At 65.1% G+C, this 25,527-nt stretch carries 22 protein-coding genes; 9 read left to right on the top strand and 13 right to left on the bottom strand.

Going from position 1 to position 25,527, the window contains the following annotated elements; all coding sequences use genetic code 11:
• Positions 1 to 59: 59 nt before the first annotated feature.
• The 6 genes from tsaE to ubiE all read right to left on the bottom strand — a co-directional run bounded on the left by tsaE (position 60) and on the right by ubiE (position 8,616).
• Positions 60 to 1,628, bottom strand: coding sequence for a tRNA (adenosine(37)-N6)-threonylcarbamoyltransferase complex ATPase subunit type 1 TsaE (gene tsaE / locus ABIB95_RS27530; RefSeq protein WP_354243874.1), 1,569 nt, complete (start codon positions 1,626 to 1,628; stop codon positions 60 to 62).
• Entirely contained in the window at positions 1,625 to 4,129 is a 2,505-nt protein-coding gene (locus ABIB95_RS27525; protein ID WP_354243871.1) for a sensor histidine kinase, read from the bottom strand. The genes tsaE and ABIB95_RS27525 overlap by 4 nt, the downstream gene beginning before the upstream one ends.
• A 190-nt stretch (positions 4,130 to 4,319) precedes the next feature.
• Positions 4,320 to 4,778, bottom strand: coding sequence for a dUTP diphosphatase (gene dut / locus ABIB95_RS27520; protein ID WP_354243868.1), 459 nt, complete (start codon positions 4,776 to 4,778; stop codon positions 4,320 to 4,322).
• A complete protein-coding gene (coaBC, locus tag ABIB95_RS27515; RefSeq protein ID WP_354243865.1) occupies positions 4,775 to 6,226 on the bottom strand; it encodes a bifunctional phosphopantothenoylcysteine decarboxylase/phosphopantothenate--cysteine ligase CoaBC in 1,452 nt (483 codons plus the stop codon). The genes dut and coaBC overlap by 4 nt, the downstream gene beginning before the upstream one ends.
• A 57-nt stretch (positions 6,227 to 6,283) precedes the next feature.
• A complete protein-coding gene (gene ubiB / locus ABIB95_RS27510) occupies positions 6,284 to 7,858 on the bottom strand; it encodes a 2-polyprenylphenol 6-hydroxylase (RefSeq protein ID WP_354177272.1) in 1,575 nt (524 codons plus the stop codon).
• Entirely contained in the window at positions 7,855 to 8,616 is a 762-nt protein-coding gene (gene ubiE, locus ABIB95_RS27505; protein WP_071908912.1) for a bifunctional demethylmenaquinone methyltransferase/2-methoxy-6-polyprenyl-1,4-benzoquinol methylase UbiE, read from the bottom strand. The genes ubiB and ubiE overlap by 4 nt, the downstream gene beginning before the upstream one ends.
• Before the next feature lie 81 nt (positions 8,617 to 8,697).
• Here ubiE and mutM point away from each other — a divergent pair, with 81 nt between their 5' ends.
• The gene (gene mutM, locus ABIB95_RS27500; RefSeq protein ID WP_354243861.1) at positions 8,698 to 9,597 is read left to right on the top strand and encodes a bifunctional DNA-formamidopyrimidine glycosylase/DNA-(apurinic or apyrimidinic site) lyase; all 900 of its coding nucleotides are present in this window, start codon (positions 8,698 to 8,700) and stop codon (positions 9,595 to 9,597) included.
• 176 nt (positions 9,598 to 9,773) lie between these two features.
• Here mutM and ABIB95_RS27495 read toward each other — a convergent pair whose 3' ends face one another.
• Positions 9,774 to 10,517, bottom strand: coding sequence for a nucleotide-binding protein (locus ABIB95_RS27495; RefSeq protein WP_354243858.1), 744 nt, complete (start codon positions 10,515 to 10,517; stop codon positions 9,774 to 9,776).
• A 244-nt stretch (positions 10,518 to 10,761) separates the two neighbouring features.
• Between ABIB95_RS27495 and ggt the strand changes: the two genes are divergently transcribed.
• The gene (gene ggt, locus ABIB95_RS27490; protein WP_247344209.1) at positions 10,762 to 12,441 is read left to right on the top strand and encodes a gamma-glutamyltransferase; all 1,680 of its coding nucleotides are present in this window, start codon (positions 10,762 to 10,764) and stop codon (positions 12,439 to 12,441) included.
• Positions 12,442 to 12,814: 373 nt separating this feature from the next.
• A complete protein-coding gene (locus ABIB95_RS27485) occupies positions 12,815 to 13,783 on the top strand; it encodes a sensor histidine kinase (protein WP_354243854.1) in 969 nt (322 codons plus the stop codon).
• A gap of 87 nt (positions 13,784 to 13,870) precedes the next feature.
• On the opposite strand, the gene ABIB95_RS27480 is transcribed toward ABIB95_RS27485, so the two are convergent.
• Positions 13,871 to 15,229, bottom strand: a complete 1,359-nt coding sequence (locus ABIB95_RS27480) for a serine protease (RefSeq protein WP_247344204.1) — start codon at positions 15,227 to 15,229, stop codon at positions 13,871 to 13,873.
• A 233-nt stretch (positions 15,230 to 15,462) separates the two neighbouring features.
• On the opposite strand from ABIB95_RS27480, the gene ABIB95_RS27475 reads away from it, so the two are divergent.
• Entirely contained in the window at positions 15,463 to 16,266 is an 804-nt protein-coding gene (locus tag ABIB95_RS27475; protein WP_038932760.1) for a HesA/MoeB/ThiF family protein, read from the top strand.
• 9 nt (positions 16,267 to 16,275) lie between these two features.
• Here the strand turns inward: ABIB95_RS27475 and ABIB95_RS27470 are convergent, their stop codons facing one another.
• Positions 16,276 to 17,283, bottom strand: a complete 1,008-nt coding sequence (locus tag ABIB95_RS27470) for an aldo/keto reductase (protein WP_247344201.1) — start codon at positions 17,281 to 17,283, stop codon at positions 16,276 to 16,278.
• A 120-nt stretch (positions 17,284 to 17,403) separates the two neighbouring features.
• Between ABIB95_RS27470 and ABIB95_RS27465 the strand changes: the two genes are divergently transcribed.
• Positions 17,404 to 18,315, top strand: a complete 912-nt coding sequence (locus ABIB95_RS27465) for a LysR family transcriptional regulator (protein ID WP_354243849.1) — start codon at positions 17,404 to 17,406, stop codon at positions 18,313 to 18,315.
• A 3-nt stretch (positions 18,316 to 18,318) separates the two neighbouring features.
• Here ABIB95_RS27465 and ABIB95_RS27460 read toward each other — a convergent pair whose 3' ends face one another.
• Complete coding sequence (locus ABIB95_RS27460; protein ID WP_014490950.1) at positions 18,319 to 19,320, bottom strand: 2-hydroxyacid dehydrogenase; 1,002 nt, start codon at positions 19,318 to 19,320, stop codon at positions 18,319 to 18,321.
• A gap of 313 nt (positions 19,321 to 19,633) precedes the next feature.
• Here ABIB95_RS27460 and ABIB95_RS27455 point away from each other — a divergent pair, with 313 nt between their 5' ends.
• Positions 19,634 to 20,164 (top strand): SH3 domain-containing protein, encoded by a 531-nt coding sequence (locus ABIB95_RS27455; protein WP_247306042.1) that lies wholly within the window; start codon positions 19,634 to 19,636, stop codon positions 20,162 to 20,164.
• A 154-nt stretch (positions 20,165 to 20,318) separates the two neighbouring features.
• Here ABIB95_RS27455 and irrA read toward each other — a convergent pair whose 3' ends face one another.
• Positions 20,319 to 20,810 carry an iron response transcriptional regulator IrrA gene (gene irrA, locus ABIB95_RS27450; protein WP_063980150.1) on the bottom strand — a complete coding sequence of 164 codons (492 nt, stop codon included), beginning with the start codon at positions 20,808 to 20,810 and terminating at the stop codon, positions 20,319 to 20,321.
• 352 nt (positions 20,811 to 21,162) lie between these two features.
• Here irrA and fabA point away from each other — a divergent pair, with 352 nt between their 5' ends.
• The 3 genes from fabA (at position 21,163) to fabI (ending at position 23,890) form a co-directional block, all read left to right on the top strand.
• Positions 21,163 to 21,684 carry a bifunctional 3-hydroxydecanoyl-ACP dehydratase/trans-2-decenoyl-ACP isomerase gene (gene fabA, locus ABIB95_RS27445; protein WP_208083730.1) on the top strand — a complete coding sequence of 174 codons (522 nt, stop codon included), beginning with the start codon at positions 21,163 to 21,165 and terminating at the stop codon, positions 21,682 to 21,684.
• A 42-nt stretch (positions 21,685 to 21,726) separates the two neighbouring features.
• Entirely contained in the window at positions 21,727 to 22,950 is a 1,224-nt protein-coding gene (gene fabB, locus ABIB95_RS27440) for a beta-ketoacyl-ACP synthase I (protein WP_354243844.1), read from the top strand.
• A gap of 139 nt (positions 22,951 to 23,089) precedes the next feature.
• Complete coding sequence (gene fabI, locus ABIB95_RS27435; protein ID WP_135214062.1) at positions 23,090 to 23,890, top strand: enoyl-ACP reductase FabI; 801 nt, start codon at positions 23,090 to 23,092, stop codon at positions 23,888 to 23,890.
• Between the two features lie 112 nt (positions 23,891 to 24,002).
• On the opposite strand, the gene ABIB95_RS27430 is transcribed toward fabI, so the two are convergent.
• Positions 24,003 to 24,599 (bottom strand): glutathione S-transferase family protein, encoded by a 597-nt coding sequence (locus ABIB95_RS27430; RefSeq protein WP_354243842.1) that lies wholly within the window; start codon positions 24,597 to 24,599, stop codon positions 24,003 to 24,005.
• Between the two features lie 164 nt (positions 24,600 to 24,763).
• Positions 24,764 to 25,519 carry a hypothetical protein gene (locus tag ABIB95_RS27425; RefSeq protein ID WP_354243839.1) on the bottom strand — a complete coding sequence of 252 codons (756 nt, stop codon included), beginning with the start codon at positions 25,517 to 25,519 and terminating at the stop codon, positions 24,764 to 24,766.
• Between the last annotated feature and the right edge of the window lie 8 nt (positions 25,520 to 25,527).

Below are 25,527 nucleotides of genomic sequence, written 5' to 3'. Positions count from 1 at the left end.
GCTGCCTGCGGGCGATAATACCGATGCGATGGCTAACAGGCGGTAAATCGGGCCGCGAATCAGGCCTGGGGCTGCTCTTGAGGCTGTTCTTCAGACGGCTCTTGGGACGCCCGTTGGGGCGGCGGGACGTTGGCGAGATACCAGTCGCGCAGGTGAGCCAGCGCGGGATGTGCCAGCGAGCGCTGGAGGTAGGTCCAGATCCGCGGCTGGTGGCGCAGATAATGCGGCTTACCGTCGCGGCGGTTGAGGCGGGCGAAGGTGCCGAGCAGGCGCGTGTTCCGCTGCGCCGACATGATGGCGTAGAGCTCGGCGAAGCCGGCCGGATCGAAGCTCGCATCGGCCGTGCGCCGCGCCTTGATGTAGCGCGACAGCAGTGTCAGCTCGAGGGTCTCAGGGACGTCGATACGCGCGTCCTGCAGCAGCGACACGACGTCATAGGAGCGCGGCCCGAGCACGGTGTCCTGGAAGTCGATCACGCCGACGCGCGCCATGCCAGTACGATCGGCGAGCCAGATCAGATTGGGCGAGTGGTAGTCGCGGATGATCCAGGTTTTTGGCGCGGCCAGCGGCTTCTTCAGCAGCTCGCGCCACATCGCGAAGAATTCCGCGCGCTTCTCGTCGCTCAGCGGCGCGTTGCGATCGGGCAGATACCATTCCGGCATCAACCCGATCTCGATCAGCAGCGCCTCGGTGTCGAAGGCAGGAATGGTGTAGGTCTGATCCGCCAGCCGCAGCGTCTCCGGCAATGTCTTGCTGTGCAGCACGGCCAGCACGTCGGTCGCAGCTTCGTAACGTTCGGCGATCGGGCGCGGCGGATCGCCTTCGATCACGCCGTCGCTGCCGAAATCCTCGGAGATCAGGAAGCCGTGGTCGAGATCGTAATGGTGAATCGCGGGCGCTGAGACTCCCGCCACGCGCAGGCCTTCGTCGACGGCAACGAACGGCTTGATGTTCTCGGCAAGATGCACCGCCGCGCTGTAGGATTTTCCGTTGTACATCGCAGCGCCGTCGGGCCGCTGCGGAAAGTTCATGAGGATGACGATCTCGTCGTCGCGCAGCAGTCGCGCATAGGAGCGGGTCGAGGCATCACCGGCCATGTGCTTGCGCTTTGCATCCATGTAGCCGGATGTCTCGAGGAATTCCCGCAGCGCCTTCAGCCGTGCGACTTGCGCGGCGGCCTTGCCGTAACCGGTGATGTCGGCGGCGCGCGCATTCGAGCCCAGCGCCGGCCGGTGCGTCAGCGCGATGTCGATGCGGTCTTGCGGCATCGCCGACGGTGCGCGTTCCGGCCATTCGATCAGGACGAGCGTGGCATCGGGAAGCGGCGACAGGCCGATCTCTTCGAGCTCGCTCTCGTCCTCGACGCGGTAGAGATCGGCATGCATCACCGGAAACGGCGGCAGCTCGTAACCCTGCACCAGCGTGAAGGTCGGGCTCGGGACTTCCAGCGCCTCGTCGCCGGCGAGATAGCGGATCATGGCGCGCGCAGCCGCAGTCTTGCCGGCACCGAGATCGCCGGTGAGGGTGATGACGTCGCCGGGGCCGACCAGCAGCGCGAGGTCGGCCATCAACTGCGCAGTAGCCGTCTCGTTGACAAGCGCGACGGAGAATGTGGTCGGTTCAGTCATTCGGCGGCGTCGCGATGCGCCGCCTGGTCGGTCGGGAAGTCGCAGATCACGACCGTGCCCCTGCCCACGATCGAATCCACCCGCACCTTGCCGCCATGCAGCTCGACGAAGGAGCGCACCAGCGACAGGCCGAGCCCGGCGCCGCGGTGACGCGACCCCTGCGAGCGGCTTTCGAACCAGTTGAACACCTTGTCCTTCATGTCGGAAGGTATTCCAGGCCCGGAATCTGTCACGGTGAAGACCACGCTGCGTTCGGTGCGGCGTGCGCTGATGCCGACGGTGGAATCCTGTGGAGAAAACCCGACGGCGTTGGCGAGGAGGTTATAGAGCACCTGCACCACGCGCTTCTCGTCGCCGACGAAGCTGCCGATATCGGGCGCGATCTCGACCTTGAGGCGGATGCGGTCGGTGGCGAGGCGGTCCTGGATACCCTCGGCGGCGAGCTCGATGGCCTTGCTGACGTCGACCGGGCCGAGTTCCAGCTTCATGGCGCCGGCGTCGATCGTGGCGAGATCCAGGATGTTGTTGGTCAGCGCCAGCAGGGCGTTGGTGGATTTGGTGACGTAGTCGAGATATTCGGCCTGTTTCGGCGTCAACGGCCCGGTCGAGGGATCGCTGAGGAAATGCGCGAAGCCGATGATGGTGGTGAGCGGCGAGCGCAGCTCGTAGGAGACGTGGTGGACGAAATCCACCTTCATCTGGTCGGCGGCCTCCAGCGCCTCGTTGCGCTCGCGCAGCGCACGCTCGACATTCTCGGTGTCGGTGATGTCCTGGAACGTCAGCATGGTCGCGCCGTCATGCAGCGGACGGATCATGCCGTCGAGCACGCTGCCGTCCTTGCGCTCCAGCTTCAGCGGCACGTCGGCGCGGCTCTCGATCGAGGTGACGGCCTCGCGGATCTGCCGCCAGACTTGCGGGTCGTCGAACAGCTGATGGCACCAGCCTTCGACCGTCTGGATGTGCGGCTCGTCGCGCATGGCGTCGCTCGACAGCTTCCACATCCGGACGAAGGCCGGGTTGAACAGCTGGGCCCTGCCGTTGCTGCCGAACACTGCGACGCCCTCGGCGAGGCTGTCCAGCGTCTCGCGCTGGACGCGGATCATGCCGTCGAAGCGGCGGGCAAGCTCGAGGCTTTCGGTGACGTCGTCGAACAGATAGGTGACGCCGCCTTCCGGATTCGGCGTGGTGACGACGGAGAGCGCGCGGCCGTCGGGCAGGTACCAGGTGTCCTTGGCGGCCTCGACCGCGCGATAGGCCTCGTGCAGCTTGGCCTTCCAGGCGCGGAAGTCCGGCTGCTCCGGCAGCTTGCGCGCTGCGCGGAGCTGGTCGAGCACGCTGGAATCGTCGGGATTGGCGTCGAGGAAGATGCGGTCGAGGTCCCACAGCCGGCGATAGGAATCGTTGTAGAAGGCGAGCCGGCGCTGGCCGTCGAACACGGCAACGCCCGAGGAGAGCTGGTCGAGCGTGCGCCGATGCGCCTCCGCCATCCGCACCAGCGCCGAGCTCAGCGCATCCGCCTCGCTGGCATCGATGGCGACGCCGACATTGCCGCTGCCGACATTGACCGCGCGGACGTCGTAGATGCGCCGCTCGCCGCCGATCACGATCGGCAGTCGCGAGGTGAAGCTGGCCGCGTCCTTCAGGCCCCGCTCCATCGCGGTCCGGTCTGCACTGTCGAGCAACTCGAGCTTGCGCTGCTGGGCGTCGGTGACGCTGCTTGCCTCGGTCGCGCGCACATAGGCCGGATTGGCGTAGCTCAGCGCGCCGTTCTCGGCCTTGGCCCAGATCGGCCAGGGCGCGGCGGCGGCAAAGCCGCGCAGCATCTCGGTCTCGTCGGCGAGTGCCTTGTAACGCAGATTGGTCTCGGCCAGATCGCGCCGGAGTCCGGAGAGTTCGCGAATCCTGACAATGGCCTGGCCGCCGATGGCGCGGCCGATGGCCTCCAGCGTGTGGCCGTGCGCGGTGGTCAGCGTCAGCTGGAACCCGTCGCCGCGGTCACGCAACGCATCGACCGCGTGATCCATTTGGAGCGCGGGCTCCGGCGGCAGCCATGTTCCGAACGCGAGGACGCGCTGGGGGGAGGAATCGCGCGGCAGCACCATGGAGATGTCGCCGGAAATCTGCGCGCGATTGTCGCCGGCCGGCCAGGAGATCAGGATCTGCGGCTCGGCGAACAGCAACGCGCCGAAGCGGTCGGACTGGAGTTGCAGTTCCCCGATCCGCGCGCGCAGCCGCGCCTCGTTGTTCGCCGTGCGCACGCGCGTGCGCATCAACAGGATCGCGGCCACGACCGAGAAGCCGAGCAGCGCGAGCGCGGTGGCCAGCACCGCGAGTTCCTGCCGGTTGAAGTCCAGCATTATGGAAAGTGTGTCGACGAGGTCGGCAGCCTCAGCCGGCGCAGCCGGCAGCAGCGCCGCGAGAGCGCCTCCCAACAAGCCGTTGCGCGCCAACGATGTGCACGACAGCAGCGTCCGACGCATCGACACGATCACGCCTGACATAGTTGCCCCAGATCGCACGAATTTGCGCGCGGCGACCCCCGTCGCGCGCGAATCAAACGACAATACCCCCACCGTGACTCCAGCGGTAAGAGTCCAGATCGTGAACGTAAAGGCGGTCCCACAAAAATGCCGGGCGCGCTGTTCCAATCCACCTAGTTCTTCGGGATGATTCGGCTGGAGTTGCCGTGTGTTAGCGGCCGGTCGAGCCGAAGCCGCCGGCGCCGCGATCGGTCGCGGACAATGTCGCCACGGGAACCAGCGCTGCCTGCACCACCGGCGCGATCACCATCTGCGCGATGCGCTCGCCGCGCTTGACCACGAAGGGCGCTGCGCCGTGGTTGATCAGGATCACCTTGATCTCGCCGCGATAGTCCGCATCGATCGTGCCGGGCGAGTTCAACACGGTGACGCCGTGCTTGGCGGCAAGGCCCGAGCGTGGCCGCACCTGCGCCTCGTGGCCGGGCGGCAGCGCGATCGCGAGGCCGGTCGGCACCAGCGCATATTGGCCGGCGGCGAGCGTCAGTGGCTCGCTGTCGGGAACTGCGGCCATCAGGTCGAGGCCGGCGGCTTCGGACGTCTGGTAGGTCGGCAGCGGAAGGCCTTCGGCGTGGGCCAGTTGCTGCAGTTCGACCGTGACTTTCGTGCTCAAGATGCCGGCTCCCGGGATTTGTCGGTCACGCTCTTTGCGACATGCGCGACCAGCTCGATGGCGACCTGTTCCTTGGTCATCACCGGCCAGGAATCAACTGCGATCTCGCCGTCCTCCTCACCATTCTTGCGACTGATCAGATGCACGGTGTTGCGGTCGCCGCCCATCACGCCGGTTGCCGGCGAGACGTCATTGGCGACAATCCAGTCGCAGCCCTTTCGGGCCAGCTTGGACTTGGCGTTGTCGATGAGGTGCTCGGTCTCGGCGGCAAAGCCGATCACCAGCGGCGGGCGCCGGTCGGTCAGCTTCGAGATCGTGGCGAGAATGTCGGGATTCTCGACCAGCTGAAGCGGCGGCATGCCGGCCGAGGTCTTCTTCAGCTTCTGCTCGCCCTCACTGGCGACCCGCCAGTCGGCGACTGCGGCCGCGAAGATCGCGATGTCGGCGGGAAGCGCCGCCTGCACCTGTTCCAGCATCTGCCGGGCCGATTCCACGCGCTTCACCGTCACGCCCGGGGGGTCGCCGAGATCGACCGGACCGCTGACCAAGATCACCTCGGCGCCGGCGGCCTGCGCGGCGGCGGCGATGGCAAAGCCCTGCTTGCCGGAGGAGCGGTTGGCGATGTAGCGCACCGGGTCGATCGGCTCGTGGGTGGGGCCTGCGGTGATCAGCACGCGCTTGCCGGCGAGCGGGCGCGGCACCGGCGGACGCAGCAGGCGCTCGGCGGCGGTGGCGATCTCGATCGCTTCGGACATGCGGCCGATTCCGGCTTCGCCTGCCTCCGCCATCTCGCCGGAATTCGGGCCGATCAGCACCACGCCGTCACGCTGAAGCTGCGTGACGTTGCGGCGGGTCGCGGCATTGTTCCACATCAGCGGATTCATCGCCGGTGCCAGCAGGACCTTGCCGTTGGTCGCGAGCAGGATGGCGCTGGCGAGATCGTCGGCATGGCCATTGGCCATCTTCGCCAGGAGGTCGGCGGTCGCGGGCGCGACGACGATCAGGTCGCAGTCGCGCGCCAGGCGAATGTGACCGGCGTCGAACTCGCTCTGCGGGTCGAACAGGTCAGTGTAGACCCGCTCGTGCGACAGCGCACTCACGGCCAGCGGCGTGACGAATTGCTGCGCCGCCTTGGTCAATACGCAACGGACCTCGATCCGGCGTTCCTTGAGCCGGCGGATCAGGTCGAGCGACTTGTAGGCCGCGATCCCGCCGCCGATGATCAGGGTGACGCTGGCCTCGGGGAGGGCGCCGGTCCGTTGCGGCGTGGGGGCGGTGGATTGGGCCGGCGGCAGCGCAAACGGCGTCAGTGGCTCCTCGCGGCCCTCGATCAGCTCCCCGAGGATGACCCGGACCTCTTCCTCGACCGACCTGCGGTTCCTGGCCGAGCGCAGGCGCAAATAGGTTTTGACGCCCTCGTCGAGCTTGCGGATGGTCAGGCTTGCCATGACGCCCCTCCAGCACGGAATGATAGCGATGCTATCGTTTCCGTGATTGCAGTGCAATCACAGATTCCGGACGGCGATCAGGATTCCGATGAAGGTGGCGGCAATGATCCAGAGCGCCACGGTGCGCCAGCGGTTCTTGCGGCCTTCGCTGCGGCCCATCGCGGCGATGCTCTCCGGCGACAGCCGGATGCCTTCCCGCGTCATGGTCTCGAGCTGCTCGAGCACCGCGACCGAGCGCTGCGCGATGTCGGGCAGGCGCATCAGCACGCGGGCGAGGTCGCTGCCGCCGGAGAGCGCGCCCTGCACGCGGCCGATCGGGCCGAGATTGCGCTCGATCCATTCGCGCACCACGGGGTCGGCGACCTTCCAGATGTCGAGCTTGGGATCGAAGGCGCGCGCCACGCCCTCGACCACCACCATGGTCTTCTGCAGCAGGATCAGCTCGGGCCGCGTCGTCATGTCGAACAGGCCGGTGACCTCGAGCAGCAGCGTCAGCAGCCGCGCCATCGAGATCTCTTCCGCGGTGCGGTTGTGAATGGGCTCACCGATGGCGCGGATGGCTTGCGCGAAATTCTCGACCGAGTGATGCGCCGGCACATAGCCCGCCTCGAAATGCACCTCAGCGACGCGGCGATAGTCGCGGGTGATGAAGCCGAGCAGGATCTCGGCGAGGAAGCGCCGCTCCTTCATCCCGAGCCGGCCCATGATGCCGAAATCAACCGCGACCAGACGGCCGGCGTCATCCAGGAACAAATTGCCGGGATGCATGTCGGCGTGGAAGAAGCCGTCGCGCAGCGCGTGGCGCAGAAAACTCTGGATCACCTTGCGGCCGAGATCGGGCAGATCGACCTGCGCCTCTGCCAGGCGCTTGTGATCGTTCAGCGCGATGCCGTCGATCCACTCCATCGTCAGCACGTTGTGCGTGGTGCGGTCCCAGTCGACGGTCGGCACGCGAAAATCAGGATCGTCGCCCGTGTTCTCCGCCATCTCCGACATTGCAGCCGCTTCCAGCCGCAGGTCCATCTCCATCGCGACCGAGCGCGACATGGTGTTGATGACTTCGATCAGGCGCAAACGCCGCGCCTCGCTCGAATAGGTCTCGGCCTTGTGCGCGACGTAGAAGAAATCGGAGAGATCGCGGCGGAATCGCGAGGCCACGTTGGGCCGCAGCACTTTTACGGCGACCGGCTTGCGGATGCCGTCGCGCAAGACTTCGCCGCGATGCACCTGCGCGATCGAGGCTGCCGCGACCGGCGGGCCGAGGCTCGCGAATACGTCCTTGAGCGGACGCTCCAGCGAGCTCGCGATCGCGGCTTCCGCTTCGGCTTGCGAAAACGGCGGCAAGCGATCCTGGAGGCTTTCCAGATCACGCGCCATGACGACGCCGACGACGTCGGGACGTGTGGCCAGAAACTGCCCGAGCTTGAGATAGGCTGGGCCCATCCGGGTCAGCGCGCGCGTCAGCCGTGGTCCGTGCTTTGGACCGCGCCGTTCGACGAGGCGCGCAAGCTTCAGCGCGAGTTGCCCTGGCGGCGGCACTAGGGTCGGATCGACGGAACCGAACACGCCCTCGCGCGCAAACACGAACGCGGCGCGGATCAGGCGCGAAATGTGGGTAATGGAAGAAATCACAAACGCCAGCCCGAATGCAGTGCGACGATGCCGCCGGACAATGTCTGCCAGCCGACGCGGGCGAAGCCGGCGTCGCGGATCATGTCGGCGAAGGCGTTGGGTTTCGGAAACTTGCGGATCGATTCGACGAGATACTGGTAGGACTCGGCGTCGCCCGTGACCATGCGGCCGAGCGGCGGGATCACCTTGAACGAGAACAGGTCATAGATCCGGTCGAGCCCAGGCATCTCGACGGTGGAGAATTCCAGGCACAGGAAGCGGCTGCCGGGCTTCAGCACGCGATAGGCCTCGCGCAGCGCCAGGTCGATCCGCGGCACATTGCGAATGCCGAAAGCGATCGTATATGCGTCAAAGCTGCGGTCGGCGAAGGCGAGCGCTTCGGCATTGCCCTCGACGAAATCGACCTGGGTCTCGAGATGCCGCTTCGCGGCACGCTCGCGGCCCACGGCCAGCATCTCGGCGTTGATGTCGCAGACCGTGGCATGGAAGCCGGGACCTGCCGCCTTGGCAGCGCGGAACGAGATGTCGCCGGTGCCGCCGGCAACGTCGAGCAGCGCGAACGGCCGGTCACCCCGCGGCGGGTTGAGCGCGGTGATCATGATGTCCTTCCAGACCCGGTGCAGGCCACCGGACATCAGGTCGTTCATCAAGTCATAGCGCGACGCCACGCTGTGAAACACATCGTTCACCAGCGTCTGCTTGTCCCCCAGGGGAACGTCCCTGAAGCCAAAATGCGTGGTTTCGCCCGGCCGATCCATTACTCTACTCCACTGGGCGGACCATAGCGCGGCCGCCGCAATGGCGCTATCACACCGCCCTCATAAGGTGAATGCCTGACCATGCCTGAATTGCCCGAAGTCGAGACCGTCCGCCGCGGCCTTCAGCCCGTCATGGAGGGTGCGAAAATCCTCGTCGCGGAGGCCCGCAGGCCGGATCTGCGCTTTCCCTTCCAGCCCGATTTCGTGGCCCGGCTCCAGGGGCAGGTCGTCACGGGGCTTGGCCGCCGTGCAAAATATCTCATGGCCGATCTCGCCTCCGGCGACGTGCTGCTGATGCATCTGGGCATGTCGGGCTCGTTCCGCGTCATCAAGCCGGACAACGAGACCGCGCCGGGCGAGTTTCACTACCCGCGGGCTAAGGACTCCACGCACGACCACGTGCTGTTTCGGATGTCCTCCGGCGCCGACATCGTGTTCAACGACCCGCGCCGCTTCGGTTACATGAAAGTGATCGCGCGCAACGCGCTTGAGGACGAGCCGCTGCTGCGCGATCTCGGTCCCGAGCCGCTCGGCAATGAATTCGATGCTGCGATGCTGGCGCGATCGTGCGAGGGCAAGACGACGAGCCTGAAGGCCGCGCTGCTCGACCAGCGCGTGGTCGCCGGGCTCGGCAACATCTATGTCTGCGAAGCGCTGCATCGCTCGCATCTGTCACCGCGCCGCATTGCTGCGACACTCGCGACCAAGGGTCGCAAGGGTGTTGGCGGCGGCGAGCCGACCGATCACGCGAAGCGATTGGTGAGTGCCATTCACACCGTGCTGAACGACGCCATCAAGGCCGGCGGATCGAGCTTGCGCGACCATCGCCAGACCTCGGGCGAGCTCGGCTATTTCCAGCATTCCTTCAAGGTCTATGACCGCGAGGGCGAGACCTGCAAGACGCCAGGGTGCGGCGGCACCGTGAAGCGATTCACCCAGAACGGGCGCTCCACCTTCTGGTGTCAGAAATGTCAGAAGTGAAGATCGGGCCTGCCGCCGATAGGCCGTGAGTCTCGGCGAAGGCGACGACCCCACCACGCCGTCATTGCGAGCGAAGCGAAGCAATCCGGCCGGGCTGGTGGCCGGATTGCTTCGTCGCTTGGGCTCTTCAACCGGATAAGTGAAGAGGCCGCCTGTCGTCCGAGCGATCGCCCCGCTCAGGACGCCAGTGTCGTGGTCTCGTCCGCCGCGTGTTCGGCGGCGACGCGCAGCATCCCGTCCGCGACCGAGATGACCTGGTCGATCAGGACATTGGTCGTGGCTTCGAGCTCGAGACGGGTCTCGATCCAGCGCCAGAGGCCGCGGATCTCGTCCGCCGACTTGCCGTTCGGCGCGAATTCGCCGACGGCGAGGCCGCTCGCGAGCGAGTCCTGGTGGTCGTTGCGCATCACGATCAGCGGGCGCGCGAGCACCTCGGCGAGATCGAGCGCGGCTTCCTCGGCGAGGGTGTTGGCGGCGTTGTCGATGCGCTGGCCGCGGATCGGCGCCTGGTTCAGCACGAAGCCGTAGGGCCGCTTCCAGGCGCGCGCGACGCTCAGCGTCGAGACGGTCGCCTCGATGTCGGCAACGCTCGGGCGAGCCGGAATCAGGCAGAGGTCGGAATGGCGGATCGCGGCGGTGGTCGCGGCGCTGAGGCCGGCCGCGGTGTCGACGATCGCGAGCTGCAAGCCGCTGTCGGCCAGCATCTTCAGGCGCGGCGCGATGTCGGCCGCGTGATAGATCGGCTCGACGACGAGATCGTCAGAGTGGCGGCGACGCAGCCAGTTGGACAGGGTACCCTGGGGGTCGGTTTCGATCAGGCGGACGGTGAAGCCGGCCTGCTTGGCCGCCAGCGCGAGGCCGATGGCAAGCGTGCTCTTGCCACTGCCACCCTTTTGGGTGGCCAGTACGATCGTGTGCATGGAAAGTTGAATCCTCTGGAATGCCTGGGTCTCTGGGGTAACGCCACGCGAACGTGCATCGCTTCTCGATGCTGAGCTCTACTCGCTCAGGACGTGCCCTGCCCGATCCAAAGGGGACCGCGGATGTCCGAATCAACGATAACGATGATGGCAGGATCGGGAATGCCAGCTAATCCGTACCAATACTGGACCCGCAATCGCGCGTATGATGTGCTTGCCGCCGTAAATAAAAGGGGCGGGCGGCATGGGCGGAAACTGGCGCGACCGGACGGCAACGATCTTTGAATGTCAGAAGATGCCGGCGGTCTCGAGCCGCGGCATGGTGGTCAGCAACCATCCGCTGGCCTCCAGCGCCGGCGCCGAGATGTTGGCCGCGGGCGGCAACGCCATCGACGCCGCGATCGCGACCCTGTTCACGCTGACCGTGGTTGAGCCGATGATGGTCGGCATCATCGGCGGCGGCATGGCGCATATACGTCTGGCCGACGGCAGCCACCGCTTCATCGACGGGCAGAGCACCGTGCCTGCGGCGGTGCGTGACACCAGCTACACCTCCGCGCCGGGCGCGGCGCATGACGTGTTCGACACTGTCGGCAACGAGAACCTCAACGGCCCCAAGGCGGTCGCCACGCCGGGCTCGTTGAAAGCCTGGTGCGAGACGCTGCGCCGCTTCGGCACCATGTCGCTCGGCGATGTGATGCAGCCCGCGATCAAGCATGCCGCGCGCGGCTATGCGGCGACGCCGTACTTGCACGAATGCATCAGCGAGAGCGCCGCCGAGATGCGCAAGGACAAGCCGATTGCGGCTATCTACCTGCCTGATGGCGCGCCGCTCAAGGTCGGCGAACGCGTGGTGCAGGCCGAGTATGCGGAGACTCTGCGTACTATCGCCGACCACGGCGAGAAGGCGCTCTACGAGGGGCCGCTTGGCGATGTCCTCGTCGACTACATGGAGAAGGCCGGCGGCTTCATCCGCCGCAGCGATCTCACCGGCTACAAGACCGTCGAACGGCAACCGATCCGCGCCGATTATCGCGGCTGGACCATCCTTGGCCCGCCGCCGCCCGCAGCCTCCGGCGTGCACATCGCGCAGATGCTGAACATTCTGGAGGGTTATGACATCGGCGGCCTCGGCTTCGGCACATCAGAGACCATCCACTATCTTGCCGAAGTCCTGAAGATCGCCTTCGCCGATCGCGCCGCGGCCAGCGGCGATCCTGATTATGTCGGCGTCCCCGTGGAGCGGCTGACGTCGAAGGCCTATGCCGACGAACGCCGCCGCGCCATCGATCCGGCGCGGGCGCAGGCCTGGGGCGCCGGCGTCTCGCAGCTCGAAGGCGCACACACCACGCATATGACGGCGGCGGATGCGTTCGGCAACGTGGTTGCGACCACGCAGACCATCAACAATCTCTTTGGCGCGAAGATCATGATCCCGGGCCTGGGCGCCATCCCCAACAATTACATGAACCTGTTCGATCCCCGTCCCGGCCATGCGCTGTCGCTGGCGCCGGGCAAGCGCGTCACCACCTCGATGTCGCCGATGATGGCGCTGAGCGGCGGCAAGCTGCGCTATGCGCTCGGCCTGCCCGGGGGAAAACGCATCTTCCCCAGCGCGATGCAGGCGCTGGTCAATCTGATCGACCACGGCATGAGCCTGCAGGAAGCGGTCGAGGCGCCGCGCATCTGGACCGAAGGCAACGCGCTCGAAGTCGAGCAGAAGGTGCCGGTGGCCGTGCGCGCGAAGCTTGCGGGCCTCGGCCACAAGGTGCAGCCCGTCGCGACGGTGGCGGGCGGCATGAACGGCATTGCCTTCCACGACGACGGCACCATGACCGGCGCCGCCTGCTGGCGCGCGGACGGCACGCCGGTCGGGATCTCTGGGGGGCTTGCGCGGAGCGGTGTCAGGTTCAGGTTGAGCTGACCGCGCATTCACAAGGACGGTGCGCTCGTACCTCTTGTGCAACTGACGTCGTCCAATCGCCGGCAGGTGTCGCGACCGCAAATCCAGCGGTTCGCGGTTTTCGAACCTCCGCGGTATTTTTCGGTGCGAGGCAGATGTCGCCTATGCGGCCCGATCCGCGCAGATGACGGCACAAGTTCGGCAATGTAGGGTGCGGAACACTGGCGGCAGGCTCGTCGATCAGCGTCTGAGTAAGGCTGTGCGTATGGGCGGCGATATAAGCGGCGACTTCCTGGCCGGCGGCGGCGAGATGGGCGCTTTGACGCGAGCGTTTGACTGGTCAAGCACATCCGTGGGCTCTCCGGACACTTGGCCCCAAAGTCTTCGAGTTACAGTGCGGCTCGTTCTGACCTCGCGGCACCCGATGTTCATTTGGTGGGGACCAGAACTCATCCAGTTCTACAACGATGCATACCGGGAGACGATGGGGCCGGACAGGCACCCTAGTGCTTTGGGGGCACGCGGCCGTGAGTGTTGGGCTGAGATCTGGGACATCATTGGTCCCCAGATCGAGTACGTCATGTCGGGCAAGGGGGCGACCTGGAATGAGGACCAGCTGGTGCCGGTGACTCGTCACGGGCACCGCGAGGACGTTTGGTGGACGTATAGCTTTGGTCCAATTGATCTTGAGGGCAAGGTGGGCGGCGTGCTTGTCGTCTGCAGGGATGTCACGTCCGAGCATATGGCAAGGGAAGCGCTGAACCTCATCAATGAGGAGCTGAAGCACCGCGTCAAAAACACGCTTGCAGTGTTGAGCGCGGTAGCTGCCCAGACATTCCGCGACCCGACGAGCAAAGCCGATCTCGAAAAGTACCAGGCACGGCTCGGCGCGTTTGGACGAGCGCAGGACCTGCTGACCGCATCAAATTGGGCGGCCGCGCCACTTCACGATGTGATCGGCACTGCTCTTGCGCCTTATCGGACAGGCGAAGGCCGCTTCATCGTCTCGGGTCCTCCACTCGTTGTGAAATCTCGACAAGCGCTTGCTCTGTCATTGGCGCTCCACGAGCTCGCGACCAACGCTTCGAAGTACGGCGCTCTGACCGTGGTGGGAGGCTGCGTATCAATTACATGGTCAGTCGAGACTCAGGATGGTGAGTCAAAATTTGCCTTTGTCTGGCAGGAGATTGGCGGTCCATCCGTATCGCAACCCGTCAGCACAGGCTTCGGCTCCAGGCTGATTTCCCGAGTGCTGAAAGACGATTTCAGCGGTTCCGTTGACGTTTCGTATGGCTCGGCCGGGCTTACATGCAGGCTGACGGCGCCTCTCGAAAATCTGGGACCATCGCCAAAAAGCACGTGAGACGGTGCAGGAGCTGCGTGGCTCAGCGGAGGGGCATTGCGTCCTGCACCGCGTCCGGGACACGAGAGAAGTATTATTCTCTCTCGCCTATTTCCGCACGCAGATCACGCGGACGACGGCCGCCTTCGCATCCGTCGACGTGCCATTCGCAGTGACGACATTCGCCTTCAGGAAGTCGCGCACCGTTTCTGCAGAAACCATCACCGCTTGCGACGCCGGCACCGATGTAGCGGGTCCGGCGACCATCGCCGGCTTCAACAGCGCGACGCCGGTGAACTTGCCGTCGCTGTCGATAGCCGGGCTGCCGGAGAAGCCGACCGCCGGTGGCGGCGACAGCACAGAGTCGCTGCTCGAGACTGGCGCCAGCGCGCCCTTGAGGCTCGACACGCCCGCAGCTCCGCCCTGGCTTTGCGGATCGGCAATGCCGATGACATCGACGCTCGTTTTCGCTGTACCGCCGGTGAGGCTGAGCGGCTTCAGGCCGCGCGCGCCGTAGATGTGCAGGAGCGCGAGATCGTGCTCCTTGTCCTCGGCGAGACGGTCGGCGCTACCATAGCCGGCAATGGTGATCGCAAGACAGCTATCGGTGACGAGGCGGTCCGTTACAATCGCACCATCGTCGCTGACGACGATGCCGGTGCCGTATTCGACGGTCTTGCGCGGCGGCGGCCCGGCCTGCGGTCCCGTCGGAAATGCATTGAACGCGCTCGACATCGCGATCACGACCGGCTCGACCGTGTTCTCGGTCGCCTGGTCGTAGAGGATCGTCATGGTGCGGACTTCGTCGCCCTTAAAGGTGCCTCGCACGTAGAATTTCTTGAGGCCCTGCAATCCCGACAGCACGAAGAAGTCGGGCTTCACCACGGTGTAGTCGACCTTGCGCCCGGACGGCTCCTTCTCCGACTCAGCGAGTTTCGCCGTGGTCGGGTTGGCTTCCTTGCGGCGGCTCAGCAGCACCTGCACCGTGCCGGTCGGCGAAGTCCATTTCGAGCCGTTGGCATCGGTCGCCTGCTGCGGCACCAATTTGCCGGGGATGCCGAGCCGGGCGCCGCTGGTCGGCTCCATCACGATCTTCCAGCCGACGCTCTCCTGCTTCCGCCGCGCGGTCTCGGCGAGCGCAGCGCGCTCCTGCGGATTGAGCACGCCGGTCGGCTTGCCACCCTTGGCCTTCTGATATTCCTTGATCGCCTCGACCAAGCGTGCGCTGACGTCGCCGGTGATGGCGCCGTTATATTGGCCGACCCAGGCGAGGTCGGACTGGAGCGACAGCCGTTCCGCCTGCGCCATCGCATCGGCCGTCGCCGACGGCGTCTGCAGTGCGGGAGGCCGGATCGGCACGGTCTGGACCGGCTTCGGCTTGGTGCCGGGGATCTCTGGCGTCGTCATCTGGGCGCTAGCGCCTGTGGCAGCCGCGAACATCAGTGTTGCCGCAAGCATCGATCTCATGACAAATCCAGCCAGCCCATTGAACGTGCTACCATTGAAGCACATCTCGTTGGTCGCGAACAATGTTGGGGTGGTTCAGGTGGCGTAAAGGCCACGAACTCAGGCCCTCATCCTGAGGAGCGGCCGAAGGCCGCGTCTCGAAGGATGGCCGCAGGCGAGATCGGGGCCTTCATGGTTCGAGACGCGCGTTCCGCGCTCCTCACCATGAGGGTTTGAGAGAACGAAGGACGACGATGCTGAGCCCGGACGAACTTGAACGCTATGCCCGGCATATCGTGCTGCGCGATGTCGGCGGGCCGGGCCAGGCTGCGCTGAAGCGGGCCTCCGTACTGGTGATCGGCGCCGGTGGGCTCGGCGCGCCCGCGCTGATGTATCTGGCGGCCGCCGGCATCGGCACGCTCGGCGTGGTCGATGACGACGTGGTCTCGCTGTCAAACCTCCAGCGCCAGGTGATCCATACGACGCCCGATATCGGCCGGCACAAGGTCGAGAGCGCGGCCGAGCGGATCTCCGCGCTCAATCCGCATGTCCGCTTCGTCGGCCACGCCACCTGGCTGAATGCCGACAATGCGCTGAGCATGATCGGAGACTACGATCTCGTGCTCGACGGCTCCGACAATTTCTCGACGCGTTATCTAGTCTCGGATGCCTGCTTCTTCGCGAAGCGACCGCTGATCACGGCGGCGCTCGGCACGTTCGACGGCTCGCTCACCACCATCCGCGCGCATGAGAAGAACGAGCAGGGCGTGTTCAACCCGACCTATCGCTGCCTGTTTCCGGAGGCGCCGCCGCCCGGCACCGTGCCGGCCTGCGCGGAGGCCGGCGTCATGGGCGCGCTTGCGGGCGTGATGGGCTCGATGATGGCGCTGGAGGCGATCCGCGAGATCGTCGGCTTTGGCGACGGCCTCGTCGGCCGCCTCCTGATGATCGATGCGCGCGCGATGCGCTTCGAGACGCTGCGCTACGCGCGCGATCCGGCCAATCCGCTCAACGGCGATGGGCCTGTCATCACTGACCTCAGCGCCCATCGCACCTGATCGCTGCCGCTACCGCGTGGCTGGCTTCTCGCTGTCGAGATGCGCCATCTGCTCGGCCGCGTAGCGTGTGCCGGAAGCGATGTCGGGCGGAAATGCTTTTGCAAGCGCCGCAAGATGCGCCGGCGTCAGCGTTACCTTCGCCGCGCCGAGCGCTTCGGTGAGACGGTTGCGGGTGCGTGCGCCGACCAGCGGCACGATCTCCTTGCCTTGAGCCGCCACCCAGGCGATTGCAACTTGCGCCGGCGTTGCGCCGATCTCCGTGGCGATCGCGCGCAGGGATTCCACCAGCGCGAGATTGGCGTCGAGATTTTCGCCCTGGAAGCGCGGCGTCATCAGCCGGTAATCCCTGCCGGCCTTGCCGGAGTCCTTCGACCAATGGCCGCTGATCAGGCCGCGCGCCAGCACGCCGTAAGCCGTGATGCCGATGCCGAGCTCGCGGCAGGTCTTGAGGATGTCGCGTTCGATGCCGCGCTCGATCAGTGAATACTCGATCTGGAGATCGGCGATCGGATGCACGGCGTGCGCGCGGCGGATGGTGTCGGAGCCGACCTCGGACAGGCCGATATGCCTGATGTAGCCGGCCTTCACGAGATCGGCGAGACCGCCGATCGTCTCCTCGATGGGAACGTTGGGATCGAGACGCGCCGGACGGTAGATGTCGATGTAATCGGTGCCGAGGCGCTGCAGCGAATAAGCCAGGAAGTTTTTGGTCGCGGCTGGCCTTGTGTCCATGCCGGCGAATTCGCCGGCGGGACCGCGTAGCGCGCCGAACTTCACGCTGATCTGCACCTTTTCGCGTGACACATCCTTCAGGGCCTCGCGCACCAGCATTTCATTGTGGCCCATGGCGTAGAAATCGCCGGTGTCGAGCAGCGTGATGCCGGCATCGAGCGCCGCATGGACCGTGGCGATGCTTTCGCCGCGGTCGGCGGGGCCATAGACCTCCGACATGCCCATGCAGCCGAGACCAAGGGCGGAGACGGTCGGGCCGGTTGAACCGAGTTTGCGCTGTTCCATGATGGTTCTCCTCGAAAAGGCGGCAGGCTGATTGTGCCGCGTGACGAGGCCAGATATGCGCCTGACCGATTAGGCCGATAAGCTGGACAATCCAGAATGGCTTGTTCATCATAACGAACAATGGCCGAGCCCGATCTGCGTGATCTCGACGTCTTCGTGGCGGTTGCCCGCACCCGCAATTTCCGGCGTGCGGCGATTGAAATTCGCGTGTCGGTGTCGAGCCTTAGCCAGCGGCTGCGGGACCTGGAGGAGCGCCTTGGCGTCCGCCTGATGAACCGCACCACCCGCAGCGTCGCGCTGACCGAGGCGGGCGAGCTGCTGTTGTCCCGCATCGCTCCGGCGCTGCGCGATGTCGGCGATGCCCTGGACCAGGTCCGCGGCTTGCGCGAGGTGGCCTCGGGCCGCCTGCGCATCAACGCGCCGCCGCCGGCGGTGGACCTCGTGCTGGCGCCGATGGTCGGGCCGTTCCTCGCGACCTACCAGCAGGTCGATCTCGACATCGTTTCCGAAAGCGGCTTCGTCGACATCGTCAGCGCGGGCTACGATGCCGGCGTGCGTTATGGCGAGCACCTCGCGCAGGACATGGTGGCGATCCCGCTGAGCGGTCCGCAGAGCTATGTCGTCGTCGCATCGCCTGCGTACATCGCGCGCCGCGGCAAGCCGAAGCATCCGAAGGATCTGCTCGACCATGACTGCATCCGCGCCCGCTACTCGAGTGGTGTCATGCATGATCTGGAGTTCGAGAAGGCTGGCCAGATCGTGAAGGTCGATCCGCCGGCAAAGCTGATCTCGACCAACATGGGCCTCGCCATGCGCGCTGCGCTCGACGGCGCCGGCATTTGGGCGACGCTCGATGGCTACGTCCATGACGCCGTGACGTCCGGCGCGCTGGTCAGCTTGATGGAAGATTGGTGCGAGCCGTTTCCGGGCCCGTTCCTGTACTATCCGAGCCGGCGCCAGACGCCGCCCGCGCTACGCGCGTTCATCGATTTCGTCGCGGATTGGCGCAAGCGCGAAACGCGCGGCAAATAAACCTCAGAGCATGCTCGGCAGCACGCGGTCCGGCGGCTTGTGCGCGTCGAGGAAGGTGCGGATGTTGATGATCACCTTCTCGCCCATCTCGACGCGGCCCTCGATCGTGGCCGAGCCCATATGCGGCAGCAGCGCCACCTTGCCGGCCTTGGCGAGCCGCACCAGCTTGGGATTGACCGCGGGCTCGTGCTCGTAGACGTCGAGGCCGGCGCCGCCGATCTCGCCGCCCTCGATCAGCTTGATCAGCGTGTCCTCGTCGGTCACCTCGCCGCGCGCGGTGTTGACGATGTAGGCGTCCTTGCGGATCAGCTTCAGCCGCCGCGCCGACAGCAGATGATAGGTCGCCGGCGTGTGCGGACAGTTCACCGAGATGATGTCCATCCGTGCCAGCATCTGGTCGAGGCTTTCCCAATAGGTCGCCCCTAACTCTTCGGCGATCTTCGGGGCCACGGGGCGACGGTTGTGGTAGTGGATCTGGAGGCCGAAGGCGCGGGCGCGGCGCGCGACCGCCTGGCCGATGCGGCCCATGCCGATGATGCCGAGACGCTTGCCGCCGATGCGGTGGCCGAGCATCCAGGTCGGCGACCAGCCGGGCCAGGGCTTTCCTTCGGTCAGGATCGAGGCGCCTTCGATCATCCGGCGCGGCACGGCCAGGATCAGCGCCATGGTCATGTCGGCGGTGTCTTCGGTCAGGACCTTTGGCGTGTTGGTGACGGTGATGCCGCGGGCATGCGCGGCCTCGACGTCGATGTTGTCGACGCCGTTGCCGAAATTGGCGATCAGGCGGAGCTTGCAGTCGGGCTGGTTGACGATGTCGGCGGTGATGTGGTCGGTGACGGTCGGAACCAGCACGTCGGCGGTGCGCGCGGCCTCAGCGATCTGCTCGGCCGACATCGGTGTGTCCTCGAGATTGATCCGCGCGTCGAACAGCTCGCGCATCCGGGTCTCGATCGAGTCCGGCAGCTTGCGCGTTACCACCACGAGGGGCTTTTTCTTCACCGACATGTCATGCCCTCATGAGGCGCCGCAAGCCGCCTCTGTTACCAAAGGCCGGCCGTTGAGGCCTCATTAACCCGGTTGTTCGACACTGCCTTTGCCGTGTCGTCCCCGGCGCTTCCTTCAAGCTCTCCCGACATTTCCGACCGGAAAATCGGGGCAAACTGGTTGTTCAAGTGTCCGTCCTCTCTAGCAGAAGGCCGGGCCAAGACAAGAACCACGGGTTAAGGCTTCGGGAACACGGGTGATGGGCTTGCGCGGCAGGTTCGGAATTTTGGGGTGAGGGCCCGCCGCGGCGGGGCCCTCGACAGGAGACGGGTTGATGGCGTTGGGGCGTTTTTGTTCGGTGATGGCGCTCGTTTGCACCTGGTTGAGCGCCTCGGTCAGCCCCGGGCATTCGGCGAAGGACAGCACCCCCCAGACCGCGAGCGGCCTGCCGGTGCCGCGTTATGTCAGCCTCAAATCGGATCATGTGAACGTGCGCGCCGGCCCGACCAAGGACAATGACGTCGCCTGGGTCTACACCCGCGCCGGCCTGCCGGTCGAAATCACCGCCGAGTTCGAGAACTGGCGCCGGGTGCGCGATTCCGAAGGCGCCGAGGGCTGGGTCTATCATTCGCTGCTGTCGGGCCGCCGCACTGCGGTCGTCACCATGAAGCACAAGGACGAGCTCGCGCCGATCTACGACCGGGCTGATCCTGACAGCGCGGTTGCGGCCAAGCTCCAGGCCGGCGTCGTCACGCAGGTCAAGAAGTGCACTGCAAACTGGTGTCGCGTCACCGGCAACGGCTTTGACGGCTGGATCCAGCAGGAGCGCCTCTGGGGCGTCTATTCGGACGAGCAGGTCAATTGACCCGAAGGGTCATCCCGGGATCTCGAGATTCCCCGATGCGCAATTGCGCATCTGAGGTCTGGTCCTTCGGACCATCCGGGAATGACAGCGTAAAACGACAATGGCCGGGACAAGCCGGTCCATTGACGGCAAATTCAGCAGCTTTGGATCGATCTCAGCGCTTCTTGCGCAGGCGCACGACCATGTCGATGCGCGCGATCTCGTAACCCTCGGGCACCTCCGGCATCTTGGACAGCGCCAGATGCGGATCCTCGATATCGACCAGCTCGTGGCTGTTCTCGAGGTAATAATGGTGGTGGGTGGTGACGTTGGTGTCGAAATAGGTCTTGGTGCCGTCGACGCTGACCTGGCGCAGCAGGCCGGCATCGGTCAGCTGGTTCAGCGTGTTGTAGACGGTCGCGAGCGACACCGGCACCTTGGCCAGCGTCGCCTCCTCATAGAGCATTTCAGCCGTGAGGTGGCGAGCACCCTTGCCGAACAGGAGCCAGCCGAGCGCCATGCGCTGGCGCGTCGGACGAAGCCCCGCGGACTGGAGCATTTCGTTGACGTCGTGCCACGGGCAGCCGGTCAAGGCCGGCTGGCGGCCGGACAGGAGGGCGGCGGAATGGACGTCGTCGTCGTGATGGGGCGCGGGATTCTCGCTCATTTCCAGATTTCGGGCACGCGTGGACACTGCATCTATATGCAATATATGGACAGATAGATGCAGATGCAAGTTTCTCGCAACTAGAGAGGTTCTAATGAGAAATGGAACCGGGCGAGCAGGTGGTCACTTTACCTTCATGAGATCGCTTTGCCACCCGAAATGCCTGTGTTAGAGAGCCCGCGGTTCCGCTTGGCCGATTATGGCGCAGCCGGGCATTGAGGCCCGGCCCGCAGTCCATCCTGGCTCGTGGCAGTCGCGCCTCATGACGGGAATTGGCGCGGCTTTCCGAACGAAACGGGGCCCATTTTCGCCAGAAACGCCGCTCAATCGGGATTTGAACAGAGGCTTCCGCATGCTGAACAGGCGCAACGGCTACGAATATGAAGATCTGCTGGCATGTGGCCGCGGCGAGATGTTCGGCCCGGGCAATGCCCAGCTGCCGCTGCCGCCGATGCTCATGTTCGATCGCATCACGGATATCAGCGAGACTGGCGGTGAATTCGGCAAGGGGGTGGTGCGGGCCGAGCTCGACGTCAAGCCCGACCTCTGGTTCTTCGGCTGCCACTTCAAGAACGATGCCGTGATGCCCGGCTGCCTCGGCCTCGATGCGCTGTGGCAGATGGTCGGCTTTTATTTGGGCTGGAGCGGCGGTGAAGGGCGCGGCCGCGCGCTTGGCCTGAACGAGCTGAAGTTCAGCGGCCAGGTGCTGCCCGAGGCCCGTAAGGTTGTGTACAACATCGATATCAAGCGCGTGATGCGTTCAAAGCTGGTGCTCGGCATCGCCGACGGATGGCTTTCGGTCGATGACCAGATTATCTATCGCGCGAAGGATCTGAAGGTCGGCCTGTTCAAGCAGGGCGTGAGCCTGGGCTGAGCGCATCACATCAAGAAAGACAACGATTTAGGCGAGGCTGTCATGAGGCGGGTTGTGGTCACCGGGATGGGTATCGTCTCGTCCATCGGAAACAACACCCAGGAAGTGCTTGCGAGCCTTCACGAGGCGAAGTCAGGTATTTCGCGGGCTGAAAAATATGCCGAACTCGGCTTTCGTTCGCAGGTGCAAGGTGCGCCGACGATCGATCCCGCGACGGTAGTCGACCGGCGTGCGATGCGCTTCCTCGGCCAGGGCGCGGGGTGGAATCATATCGCGATGGAGCAGGCGATCCAGGATTCCGGTCTGTCGCCCGAAGATATCTCCAACATCCGCACCGGCATCATCATGGGTTCCGGCGGCCCGTCGGCCCGCACCATCGTCGAATCCGCCGACATCACCCGCACCAAGGGGCCGAAGCGCGTCGGACCGTTTGCCGTGCCGAAGGCGATGTCGTCCACGGCCTCCGCGACGCTCGCGACCTGGTTCAAGATCAAGGGCGTGAACTATTCGATCTCCTCGGCCTGCGCGACGTCGAACCATTGCGTCGGCAACGCCTATGAGACGATCCAGATCGGCAAGCAGGACATCATTTTCGCCGGCGGCTGCGAGGAGCTGGACTGGTCCCTCTCGGTGCTGTTCGACGCCATGGGCGCGATGTCGTCGAAGTACAACGACACGCCCGCCACCGCCTCGCGTCCCTATGACGTCAACCGCGACGGCTTCGTCATTGCCGGCGGCGCCGGCGTGCTGGTGCTGGAAGAGCTCGAGCATGCCAAGGCGCGCGGCGCGCGCATTTACGGCGAGATCGTCGGCTACGGCGCGACGTCGGACGGCTACGACATGGTCGCGCCCTCCGGTGAAGGCGCCGAGCGCTGCATGCGCATGGCGATGTCGACGGTGAAGACCAAGGTCGATTACATCAATCCGCACGCGACCTCGACGCCAGCCGGCGATCCGCCGGAAATCGACGCGCTCCGTCGCGTGTTCGGTGTCGGCGAGAAGTGCCCGCCGATCTCGGCGACCAAGGCGCTGACCGGTCACTCGCTGGGCGCAACCGGCGTGCAGGAGGCGATCTACTCGCTGCTGATGATGAACAACGGCTTCATCTGCGAGAGCGCGCACATCCAGGAGCTCGATCCCGTGTTCGCCGACATGCCGATCGTGCGCAAGCGCATCGACAACGTCAAGATCGGCACCGTGCTGTCGAACTCCTTCGGCTTCGGCGGCACCAACGCCACGCTGGTGTTCAGCCGGCTGGATGTGTGACGTCATTGCGGACGCACTGGTAGTTTTTTCGTCATGGCCGGGCTCGTCCCGGCCATCCACGTCTTTGCTACCGGTTGCGGAAGAACGTGGATGCCCGGAACAAGCCCGGGCATGACGGAGAGCGGAGAGTAATTGCGAGATGGAAGGTCTAATGAAAGGCAAGCGCGGTCTGATCATGGGCATCGCCAATGATCATTCGATCGCCTGGGGCATGGCGAAGGCGCTGCATGCCCACGGTGCCGAGCTTGCTTTCACCTTCCAGGGCGAGGCGCTGGGCAAGCGCGTCAAGCCGTTGGCGGAGCAGCTCGGCGTGGAATTGGTGCTGCCTTGCGACGTCGAGGACATCGCCAGCGTTGATGCGACCTTCGCCGTGCTGCGCGAGAAATGGGGCAAGCTCGATTTCGTCATCCACGCCATCGGCTTTGCCGACAAGAACGAGCTGAAGGGCCGCTACGCCGACACCAGCCGCGAGAACTTTTCGCGCACCATGGTGATCTCCTGCTTCTCGTTCACGGAGGTCGCAAAACGTGCCGCCGAGCTGATGACGGAAGGCGGCAGCATGATCACGCTGACCTTCGGCGCCTCGGAGCGCGCGATGCCGAACTACAACGTGATGGGCGTCGCCAAGGCGGCGCTGGAAGCTTCCGTGCGCTACCTCGCCTCCGATTTCGGACCGCGCGGCATCCGCGTCAACGCGATCTCCGCAGGCCCCATCCGTACGCTCGCCGGCTCGGGCATCGGCGAGGCGCGTGCGATGTTCGGCTTCATGCAGAAACATTCGCCGCTCCGCCGCGGCGTCACGCTCGACGAGCTCGGCGGCTCGGCGCTGTATCTGTTGTCGGATCTCTCCGGCGGTGTGACCGGCGAGATCCACTATGTCGATTCCGGCTACAACATCATCCTGATGCCGAGGCCCGACGATTTGAAATCGTCAGAGTGATTTCGTAGGGTGGGCAAAGGCGCAGAGCGCCGTGCCCACCATCTCTCCTTGATCGCAGAAAGACGTGGTGGGCACGCTCCGCTTTGCCCACCCTACGAGTTCTTAGCTTGCTTCAGCCCGCCGCGATCTTTTCCGCGCTCTGGAACGCCGGTCGCGCCATGCAGCGCGCGAGATAGGCATCGAACGCCGGGCGCGACGGCACCATCTTGAACAGGCGGACCGCGAAGTTCAGGCCGGAGCCGACCGTGATGTCTGCGGCCGAAAATTCCTCGCCGAGGATCCACGGTCCCTTCGCCAGCGCAGCTTCCAGCACGTCGAACACCTGCGTCGCGCTGCCCCAGGCCGCGGTCGAGGTCGGGATCTCGATCTTGGTGAAGATCTGGATGATGGCGGGCTCGATGCAGCCCGGCGAGAAGAACAGCCATTGCAGATAGCGCGCACGGCGCGGATCGGTCACGGCAGGCGCCAGCTTCGTCTCGGGATAGCGGTCGGCGATGTAGGCGCAGATCGCGGCGGCTTCGCCGAGCGCGGCATCGCCGTCGCTGAGCGCCGGCACCTTGCCCATCGGATTAACCTTCAAATAATCCGGCGCTTTCTGCGCACCGGTCGAGATGTCGGTCAGCACGCGCTCATAGGGCAGGCCGCTCTCTTCCATCAGCCAGAGCGTCGTGAACGAGCGCGAGCGGGGTGACCAATAGAGCTTGATCATGGACGGAACCCTCCGTGGGCGTGAGGCAAATTGCGCGCAATTCATGCCGCGTTTGCCGCGTATTCGCAACGCACTACGCCTAGGCAAGAGGTCAGCTGCGCGAACGACATGTTGGTCAACGCGACCGGTTTACGGTGGCGTTCTCAAGCAGCGCGCAGGCTGTCCTAGTGCCGGAGCAAGGGCGGCAATGTCTTGTCGAGACTTGCCGTCAGCATGGCACGCACGCCGTCGCGCAATACCGGATTATTGACAACATCAGCAGGCTTCTCCGGAAACATTGTCCGATCCAGCTCGCGCGACGGTCCACCAAGCGGATTGCGCAGCAAGCGATCGACGTAGGTGTCGTCAGTCATCAAGGCCTGCGCTTCCTTGATCAACGTAAAAGTCTCGCCGTCGTAAACACGGATGTACATTATCGCGTAGAGATGCACGGATCCGTCGTAGGGGTACCGCGAGATTCCAATGCCGTATTCGCGATGCGTTCCGCCGTGCCGGTGCACGACGACATAACGTTCGCAACGGAGTCGTGGTGCGAGAAACCGAACGAAGTCCGCGATGTCTCTTTCGGCACGGTAGAAGAACGGATTTTGCTCCCGCCGGCCTCCAGATTTCAGCTCCTCCCTGGTGTAGGTGACTCTACGCACGGAGTTGCCGGGCGCAGCCGCGCGAACGCGGGACACAACGAGGTCGTCGAGTGCCCACGCGGTCACGGAGGCCCGCGAGTATTTGTCGAGGAACTCCAGGGGACCGAAGTTCTTGATCATGAAGAGATCGCCGGCGATCGGGATGACGCCGATCTGACATGGGCCGCTCTCTGCTGGTGTCGTTGGGGACGCGTTCGATGACTTGGCCGTGCTCGTCTTTGACGCAGCCTGGGCCCCGGCTCCCGCCGCCGAGAGCAGATGAGCCGCGACGATCATTGCGAAGG

This window comes from Bradyrhizobium sp. LA2.1 (assembly GCF_040547725.1).
Taxonomy (GTDB): domain Bacteria; phylum Pseudomonadota; class Alphaproteobacteria; order Rhizobiales; family Xanthobacteraceae; genus Bradyrhizobium; species Bradyrhizobium barranii.
The sequence above is the reverse complement of the archived record's forward strand: the minus strand, read 5'-3'. Positions and strand labels throughout refer to the sequence as shown.